This is a genomic window from Mesorhizobium sp. M7A.F.Ca.AU.002.02.1.1 (assembly GCF_003998535.1).
GTDB lineage: Bacteria > Pseudomonadota > Alphaproteobacteria > Rhizobiales > Rhizobiaceae > Mesorhizobium > Mesorhizobium ciceri.
Genome location: NZ_RZPB01001357.1, coordinates 1 through 786, shown reverse-complemented (window position 1 = coordinate 786; position 786 = coordinate 1). Strand labels below are relative to the sequence as shown.

Genomic DNA, 786 nt, shown 5'->3' with positions numbered 1-786 from the left:
TTCTCACCCATTGCTTCCGGCCTTTCCCGAATGCGCCGGTGTTCGCTTCCGGCGCGGTGCGGCCCGACATGCGGCTGGCGCGCGAGCGCGGCGTCATCTTCGACATCGGCCACGGCATGGGCTCGTTCGATTTCGCCGTCGCCCGCGCCATGCTCGAAGAAGGGCTGGCGCCCGACGTGATCTCGAGCGACGTGCATCTCTACTGCGTCGACGGTCCCGCCTTCGACATCCTCGTCTGCATGTCGAAGCTCCTGGCGCTCGGCATGCCGCTGGTCGAGGTCCTGCGCGCCGCCACGCAAGCGCCGGCGCAGGCGATCGCGCGGCCTGACCTGGGCACACTGGCCGTCGGCACGGTCGGCGACGTCGCCGTGCTCCGTCAGCGCCCGGGCCGCTTCACCTTCGTCGACGCGGTCGGCGCGTCATTGGTCGCCGATCAGAGACTGGTGTGCGAAGGCATCGTTATCGGCGGCACCTGGTGGCCGAACGAAGCGGTCAACGATGTCAGCGAGACTGAGCGGTTTGTGGCGCATGCCGCGCATACCCATGTCGAGGTTGCGGCGAGGCACTTTGGGCATCGGCACGACTAGCTGATCTCGCCAGCTTGTGCCTGTCTTGGGACTGTGCGCTTGGCGAATGGCTTCCCCCACTCCGTCGCTGCTTCGCAGCGCCACCTCTCCCCCCTCCGGAGCGAGAGGAAGGAGCCAAGGGCGGCGAACTCGCGCCTTCCTCTCCCTCGCCGATCTGTGTGGCGCCCTTCCTCTACCCCGTCGATCGGGGGAGAGGTGG

General features: G+C 67.9%; 1 protein-coding gene. It reads left to right on the top strand.

Annotated elements, in window-relative coordinates; translation table 11 throughout:
• A partial coding sequence (locus tag EN879_RS37700; RefSeq protein ID WP_164774931.1) for an amidohydrolase family protein occupies positions 1-587 on the top strand: 587 nt, incomplete at its 5' end.
• Between the last annotated feature and the right edge of the window lie 199 nt (positions 588-786).